The organism is Lawsonia intracellularis PHE/MN1-00 (assembly GCF_000055945.1).
Lineage (GTDB): Bacteria > Desulfobacterota > Desulfovibrionia > Desulfovibrionales > Desulfovibrionaceae > Bilophila > Bilophila intracellularis.
Genome location: NC_008011.1, coordinates 1450155 through 1457619 on the forward strand (window position 1 = coordinate 1450155; position 7465 = coordinate 1457619).

Annotated in this window: 6 protein-coding genes and 1 tRNA gene; 4 read left to right on the plus strand and 3 right to left on the minus strand. The window is 32.6% G+C overall.

Annotated elements, in window-relative coordinates; all coding sequences use genetic code 11:
- Positions 1-29: 29 nt before the first annotated feature.
- Together metG and LI_RS06450 are read right to left on the minus strand one after the other, a co-directional pair.
- Positions 30-1985, minus strand: a complete 1956-nt coding sequence (gene metG, locus LI_RS06445; RefSeq protein ID WP_011527261.1) for a methionine--tRNA ligase — start codon at positions 1983-1985, stop codon at positions 30-32.
- Between the two features lie 133 nt (positions 1986-2118).
- Positions 2119-3069 carry a PSP1 domain-containing protein gene (locus tag LI_RS06450; protein ID WP_011527262.1) on the minus strand — a complete coding sequence of 317 codons (951 nt, stop codon included), beginning with the start codon at positions 3067-3069 and terminating at the stop codon, positions 2119-2121.
- Between the two features lie 452 nt (positions 3070-3521).
- Here LI_RS06450 and LI_RS06455 point away from each other — a divergent pair.
- Positions 3522-3598, plus strand: a tRNA-Met gene (locus LI_RS06455).
- A gap of 515 nt (positions 3599-4113) precedes the next feature.
- On the opposite strand, the gene LI_RS06460 is transcribed toward LI_RS06455, so the two are convergent.
- On the minus strand, positions 4114-4731 hold the full coding sequence (locus tag LI_RS06460; RefSeq protein WP_011527263.1) for a cytochrome b/b6 domain-containing protein: 618 nt from the start codon (positions 4729-4731) through the stop codon (positions 4114-4116).
- Positions 4732-4998: 267 nt separating this feature from the next.
- Here LI_RS06460 and ruvA point away from each other — a divergent pair, with 267 nt between their 5' ends.
- The 3 genes from ruvA to thyX are packed head-to-tail and all read left to right on the plus strand — an operon-like array spanning position 4999 to position 7335.
- The gene (ruvA, locus tag LI_RS06465) at positions 4999-5598 is read left to right on the plus strand and encodes a Holliday junction branch migration protein RuvA (RefSeq protein WP_011527264.1); all 600 of its coding nucleotides are present in this window, start codon (positions 4999-5001) and stop codon (positions 5596-5598) included.
- A 14-nt stretch (positions 5599-5612) separates the two neighbouring features.
- Positions 5613-6596 carry a Holliday junction branch migration DNA helicase RuvB gene (ruvB, locus tag LI_RS06470; protein ID WP_113613298.1) on the plus strand — a complete coding sequence of 328 codons (984 nt, stop codon included), beginning with the start codon at positions 5613-5615 and terminating at the stop codon, positions 6594-6596.
- 16 nt (positions 6597-6612) lie between these two features.
- Positions 6613-7335: an FAD-dependent thymidylate synthase gene (gene thyX, locus LI_RS06475; RefSeq protein ID WP_011527266.1), complete on the plus strand. Its 723-nt coding sequence runs from the start codon at positions 6613-6615 to the stop codon at positions 7333-7335.
- The last annotated feature ends 130 nt before the right edge of the window (positions 7336-7465 follow it).

The following is a 7465-nucleotide window of genomic DNA, read 5'->3' on the forward strand; positions in this document are numbered from 1 at the left end:
TTTATATTTTAGCTAAAGTTTTTGGGAAGTTATGAAACAATACTTCCAGTAGGTACAGGGGACTCTACGGTTACTAAAGAAAGTCCACTAGGTGTTTTTGCAAAGAGAATCATACCTTGAGATTCAATTCCTCTAATTTTTTTAGGAGCAAGGTTTGTGACAACACATACTTGTTTGCCAAGCATTGACTCTGGAGTATATTGTTGAGCAATACCTGAAAGAATTTGTCGAGGCTTGTTTTCTCCTATATCGATAGAAAAACATAGAAGATTATCTGCATTTGGATGTTTTGATGCCTCTACTATAGTGCCTATACGTATTTCAACTTTTTGCAAGTCATTAAAAGATATTTCTTCTTGTTCATATATTGATGGTTGTGACCCGTTGGATTGGAAAGACATTTTATTTTCCTTATCACTTATTTCTTCTTTTAGCTCTATTCTAGGGAATAAATTTGATGTTGGTGCAAGCATAGTTCCTGTTGTTAACTGCTCCCAAGCATGAATATCATTATTTATACATGTGGTAGGTATATTCCCATATTTTTTTGATTTAGATGTTGAGATTCCTAACTGTTTTAACATAGTAATGGTTATTTCTGGCATGATTGGCCATAAGCTAATGGCTACTTTTCTCATACACTCTAATGTAAGTCGAATGACCGTTTTCAGACGATCAGTTTGTCCTTCTTTAAATAATTTCCATGGTGCTTGAGTGTCTATATATTTGTTTAGTGCACGAATAAGTTCCCATAAAGCTTCAACTGCTTGAGAAAGACGCATATTTTTCATGAGTTGTATATAGTTATATTGTGCATTCTCAGTAAGTTGACGTAATTGCATATCAGGTTCTGTGTACTCTTTAGCTTCAGGTAATAAGCTTTTAAAATATTTAGTTGACATTGAAAGAACACGGTTAAATAAATTCCCAAGATCATTCGCAAGATCAGAATTAATACGATGTTTAAGCGATTCTTCAGAGAAGTTAGCATCAGAGCCAAAATTCATCTCTCGTATAAGGAAGTAACGAAAAGCATCAAGGCCATATTGCTGAATAAGAGTAATAGGATCTATAGCATTATTTAAAGACTTTGACATCTTAGTATCACGATTCAACCAGTATCCATGTACATTTAAATGCTTATACATTGGAAGACCAGCGGACTTAAGCATAGTGGGCCAAAAGACAGCATGAGGTTTTAATATGTCTTTAGCAATAAGATGTTCTCCAGGCCAAAATGTTTTATAGTATTCACCAGTTGGCCAGTTTAATGCAGAAATATAGCTTATAAGGGCATCAAACCAAACATAGCATACATAGTTTGTATCAAAGGGCAATTCAATACCCCATGGAAGTCGAGTTTTTGGACGTGATATACATAAATCTTCTAATGCTCCACTTTCTAGTAGAGAGAGAACTTCATTTTTATATCTCTCTGGTCGAATAAGATTTGGATGTTGTTGAAGATACTCTATAAGCCATGAGAGATATTTAGACATTTTGAAAAAGTAGTTCTGTTCTTCAATAAACTCTGGTTTTGTTTTGTGTTGAGGACAAAAACCATCTTCTAGTTCTTTTTCTGTATAAAAACGTTCACATCCTAAACAATAATACCCTCCAAACTCTCCAAAATAGATGTCACCAGCATCATAGATATGTTGAAGAAATTTTTGAACTGCTTCTTTATGTTGTAAATCTGTAGTTCTGATAAATGCATCATATGTGATATTGAGTTGAGGCCAGAGATTTTGAAATTGTCTACTTATAGAGTCTACAAACTCTTGTGTTGAATATCCTGCAGCTTCTGCTGCTTGAATAATTTTTTCTCCATGTTCATCTGTACCTGTAAGAAAGAAAGTTTTTTCTCCTAAGATAGAATAAAAACGTTGTAATACATCAGCAACAATTGTTGAATATGCATGACCAAGATGAGGACGTGCATTTACATAGTAAATAGGTGTTGAGATATAATAAGTAGAAGACACACATACTCCTTTTTCAGTGTTACATAAATGTCTATTTTTTCTCTTGTTAGGTTTAGTTATTTTTTTCTAATAGCATAGTTATCTTTTAGTGTATAGAAGATAAAAGTTTTTTCTATTTATAGACCTAGTATTACTAACTTTCTGTAAGAATAGTATCAAGAGAGTTATCGTCTATTTTATTGGTATCATGATCTGATAAAAGTGTTAGAAAATCAGAAGAGGGATGTGAAGTTTTATTTTGGTGAGGTATATTTTGTTTAATTGTTTGAGGAGTAGTATGTGTGGGATGAAGTTTATCCCATTCTTCAAGTGTGTATTCAATTTCTTCATTAGACATGTTAAGTACAGTAATAGTATTTTTGAACAGATTTGTTCGGATGACTTTTAAACTACCTTGATCTGTTTGGTAACGTTTACCAATTTTTGGACTTTGTTTGTTAAATATTTGATAATTTTCTTGTTCATAGCTAAGGCAACAAAGAAGTTTACCACAGCTTCCTGAGATTTTTGAGGGATTTAGAAATACGTTTTGTTCTTTTGCCATTTTTATAGAGACAGGTGAAAAGTCTTTTAAAAATCGTCGGCAACAACAGACTCTGCCGCAATTGCCAATAGCACCAGTAAGTTGTGTTTCATGACGTTCACCAATTTGGCGAAGTTCTATTTTAGCATGATATTCTCTTATAAGATCTTTTATAAGGTCACGGAAATCAATGCGGTTAGGTGCAGTAAAATAAAAGATGTATTTGCTCTGATCCAAGGTAATTTCTACATCAACAAGTTTCATTGGGAGTTGATGTTCATGAATGCATGATTTACAAAATGCAAAAGCATTTTTTGAAAACTCTTTATTTTTATTAACTTGTTCTAAATCTTTCTGTGTTGCTTTACGAATGATGGATGGAACAGTTAAAGGATCAATGGAGTTAGGAAGACTTTGTAATATATCTACAACTTGTGTAAGGCTTATCCCCTGCTCTAGTTCTACAACAACTTTGTCTCCTTTCATAATGAAAGGATCTTCACAAAAAAAGATATCTTTTTTCCCATGTGGTCTAAAACTTGTATTAAGTATACGTTTCATGGCCTAAAACTCATTTATTATATATAGTAATTTTAAGATAAGTTTTGTTCTTTTTTCGGTTATTATCACATCTGTGTCAATCATAGTGTGAGATTAGGGTAGTGATTTGTAATTAAAAATTCTAACTGTAGATAGTGGTTAGATTATATTATAACTCTGTTTAGAGAAGAAAGGCATAAAAATATTTTCTATACTGAAAAGTGAAGTTTTAGAGATCCTATATTATGTGTAATATATCAGTTTCATGGGGCTTTACTTGGATATTAACCTAAATTAGTAAGCTCTACTTTTAAGTTTGACTCACTAAGAATAAAATTTATAATAAACTATAAATAAATATAGTTTTATAGTCATTAGGATAAGTTAAACTATAGGTAACAGAATAAATAAGTATTATAAAAAACACTTGTCAAATAAGGATGAATCAGGTATTTAGTCCACAATCTTTGTATGGCAAGGTAGCTCAGTTGGTTAGAGCATGCGGTTCATACCCGCAGGGTCGGGGGTTCAATTCCCTCCCTTGCTACCAATTCAAAATGACTATATTCATTATCAACTATATTTATTAAATTAGATGAATTAGTTAAGGATGATAGTCTCTTTTATCTATTATAACATTAAATTTTGATAGTTATAGGTAGTTAAGAGGAGGTGTTGCAATACTAAGCTGTAGTTCTCCTGAGAGGAGGATAAATGCTTTCCAGATATATAAGAAACATAAGCCATTGTTTAACACCTCTAACTAGTTTGATATTAATACTTTTTATTAAGTTATCTACTAGATAATTAAGGTTTAGAGGTTTAAATTTTTATTTATTAATTATAACTCATATGTAAATTTTATTAGTTTATTATAGTTACATCTATACTTATTCTAGTATAAAATCACTACCAACTTTATGGGTAGTTAATATTTTTTTGCTACCTTTGGTGATAAAGTTTTTTAGCTTTGAAAAGCAATCTTTAGCAGCACATTATATATACATTGTAGAATAATCAAAAAGGAACAGTTTTTTATCCTATATTTGAAGTATAGTTGTTTTTTTAGTCAGACTTTTTTTGTCTCATTTTTTTTCGGGCTACTCTTCGTTGCCATACAATAAAGTGAATAGTAGCCATAGTTCCATGTCCTAAAAGGTAGAGGGCTAAAAGGGTAGCACTGACTTTATGTACTTCTTTAAAAAAGTGTGCATAAAGTCCATCTGTTTGCCATCCAATAAACCAAATTATTCCTGCTAATTCTGTAAGAAGTAAAGCTCCTAATCCAAGTCCTTGAACAACAGCAGCTAAACCACCACTTGTTGGGGGTATAAGTTTAAAAGATAAGCTTACTTTTAAATCTTTTATAAGTTGTTTAGTATCACCCCATAGATAAGGATAAAAGTGCCTTATACCTCTATGGAAAAGACATGCAGGTATGAAGAGTAATGTTAATAGTGTAAGAAGGATACCAATAGAAATATGGACCCAGAGGAGACTACTACATATTATATATGTATCTGGATTTTTTGTAGAACATAAAAAGCCATATCCAAGAATAAGGTTAATAACTATAAGTAATGTAATAACAATATGAAGTATTCTTACAACTGGTGGTTGGAAATAACTCATGAACTTCCAAAGTAAAGCAGTCTGATTAGAAAAGAATTTGGCTATAGACATATATACGCTACCCCCTTTTTCTTATCACTACTACATTTACTATATAGCTTATGTTATTTATCTATAAATAATAAGTAATATAAAAATGTTAATGTTTCTTATCATAAAATTTTATGATAAGAAAATATATTCTTTAAATTATATTCTATCTATAGAATATAGTTACATATTTAGATTAATTCCAAATAGTAAGCTCTTTTCATAAGCTAAGCTTTAGTATACAACACAATAAAGATATAGAAGAAGAGGTTACTCTTTAGGAATAGTATGATTGCATATCTTGAAGGATATATTGCAGAGTTTGGAGAAACAAGCTGTGTTGTTGCTACCTCTAGTGGTATTGGGTATGAAGTTTTTTTAACTACACCTACACGTTCAACATTACCTAATAAAGGAGAACAAGTACGTTTTTATATTTGTCATATTGTACGGGAAGATATACAAGAACTGTTTGGCTTTGAAACATGGGATGAGCGACAAACGTTTATTGTTTTAACATCTATATCTAAAGTCGGTGCACGTACAGCACTTAACATGCTTTCAACTTTTCGACCAAATGATCTAAGACAATGTGTTATAGAAGAAGATATTTTTGCTCTTACTCGTGTATCTGGAATTGGAAAGAAGACAGCACAACATATTTTTCTTGAACTTAAATATAAACTTCAAATTGATGGAAATAGTACTACATCTTCTTCCCCTTCTATTGGTCAAAGTCTTTTTTATGATATATTAACAGGTCTTCAAGGACTAGGATATACTAAAGAAGAAAGTTCTGTAGTTATAAAGTCCGTTTTGCAACATGAACCAGATTTAGATGTTGGTAGTGCTCTTAGAAGATGTCTGAAACAGCTGGTAAAGGGGTAACAATGCCTGAAATAATGCAGTCTTCTTACCCTGATGAGACACTTTATAGAGAAAAAGATGATAGTATTCGCCCTTCTCGACTCGATGATTTTATTGGTCAAGAAGAGTTACGTGAAAATCTTAAAGTGTTTTTAAATGCTGCTCGTGATCGTGGTCAGGCTATGGATCATACATTATTTTATGGAAATCCAGGGCTTGGAAAAACAACCCTAGCTCAAATTATTGCAGCAGAACTAGGGGTAAACCTTATTTGTACTTCTGGTCCTGTCCTTGAGCGTAGTGGAGATCTTGCAGCAATACTAACAAATCTTTCAAAGCATGATATACTATTTGTTGATGAAATTCATAGAATGCCCATTACAGTGGAAGAAATTTTATATCCTGCACTTGAAGATTATAAACTGGATTTAGTTATTGGACAAGGACCAGCTGCTCGTACAGTAAAAATTGAATTGGAACCTTTTACCCTTGTAGGAGCTACAACACGTATTGGTCTTATATCTTCTCCTTTGCGTGATCGTTTTGGAATTATTAGCCGACTTGAATTTTATACACCTGAAGAGTTATCACAAATTATTTTGCGTACAAGTCGTATTCTTAATGTTCCTATTACTAAAAAAGGCGCTATAGAAATTGGTCGACGCTCTAGAGGTACGCCGAGAATAGCTAACCGTTTATTAAGACGTGTTAGAGATTTTGCAGCTGTTTTTGGCTCAGCAACTGTAGATGAAGAGCTTGTAAATCATGCATTACAGAAACTTGATGTGGATGAAAAAGGTTTAGATCAGATGGATCGAAAACTTCTTACTGTCCTTATTGAGCTTTTTGCTGGAGGTCCTGTAGGAATAAAAACATTAGCAGTTGCATGTTCTGAAGAGGTTCGTACAATTGAAGATATTTATGAACCTTATCTTATTCAGTGTGGTTTTATGAAGCGTACCCCCCGTGGTCGTATGGCTACGGTGAAGGCTTATAAGCATTTAAATTTAACGGATTAATCTTATTGGAGCATATATGCCTGGAGTTACCCCTAGGGTTGAATTATTATCCTATACACCAGAACCGTTGTCAGTTATTTATGCATCATTTAGACAGTGTTATCATGCTGGATTTGTTGGAGATATGTGGAAGAAACTTCTTGATGGAGAAATACCAAAAGAGAAACAAGCTAGTTTTATCCATTCATTAATTGAATCAGGCCATACAAGTCCTATTGAACATGTAAGTTTTACGTTTGCTATTAGTGGTGTTTCAAGAGCACTTACACATCAACTGATCCGTCATAGACTGGCTTCCTACTCTCAGCAGAGTCAACGGTATGTGGATGGATCAAAGTTTGAATATATTGTTCCTCCTTCTATAGCTAAGGATCCTAAAGCACTTGAAAAATTTACAGAACTTATGGAGAGAATAGGAGAGGACTATAGAGAGCTGAAGGCTTTGCTTGAATCTGGTAAAAGAACAGCTTCTTCTATTGAAGATGCTCGGTTTGTTTTACCACAAGCAGCTGCAACAAATATTGTTATGACAATGAATTGTCGTGCATTATTAAACTTTTTTGAGCATAGATGTTGTTTTCGAGCTCAATGGGAAATTAGAAATGTAGCATACATGATGCTCAAACATTGCCGAATGATTATACCTGCTATTTTTGATCCTGCAGGAGCAAAGTGTGAAAGACTTCAATATTGCCCTGAAGGAGAAAAATATACATGTGGACTATATCCAGTGCGTTAATATAATTTATATAACAAGATATTATAAATAAGCTCTTATATAAAAGTATAAGAGCTTATTTTTTTTTTTAATAACTTTTAAAAGTATAATAGTAGTAGTAGTAGTAGTAGTAGTAGTAGATGGCTAATAT

Excerpts from the sequence above, each read along its gene's own strand:
- ruvA (WP_011527264.1), top strand. The coding sequence starts at position 4,999 with ATGATTGCATATCTTGAAGGATATATTGCAGAGTTTGGAGAAACAAGC.
- LI_RS06460 (WP_011527263.1), bottom strand. The coding sequence starts at position 4,731 with ATGTCTATAGCCAAATTCTTTTCTAATCAGACTGCTTTACTTTGGAAG.
- ruvB (WP_113613298.1), top strand. The coding sequence starts at position 5,613 with ATGCAGTCTTCTTACCCTGATGAGACACTTTATAGAGAAAAAGATGAT.
- LI_RS06450 (WP_011527262.1), bottom strand. The coding sequence starts at position 3,069 with ATGAAACGTATACTTAATACAAGTTTTAGACCACATGGGAAAAAAGAT.
- thyX (WP_011527266.1), top strand. The coding sequence starts at position 6,613 with ATGCCTGGAGTTACCCCTAGGGTTGAATTATTATCCTATACACCAGAA.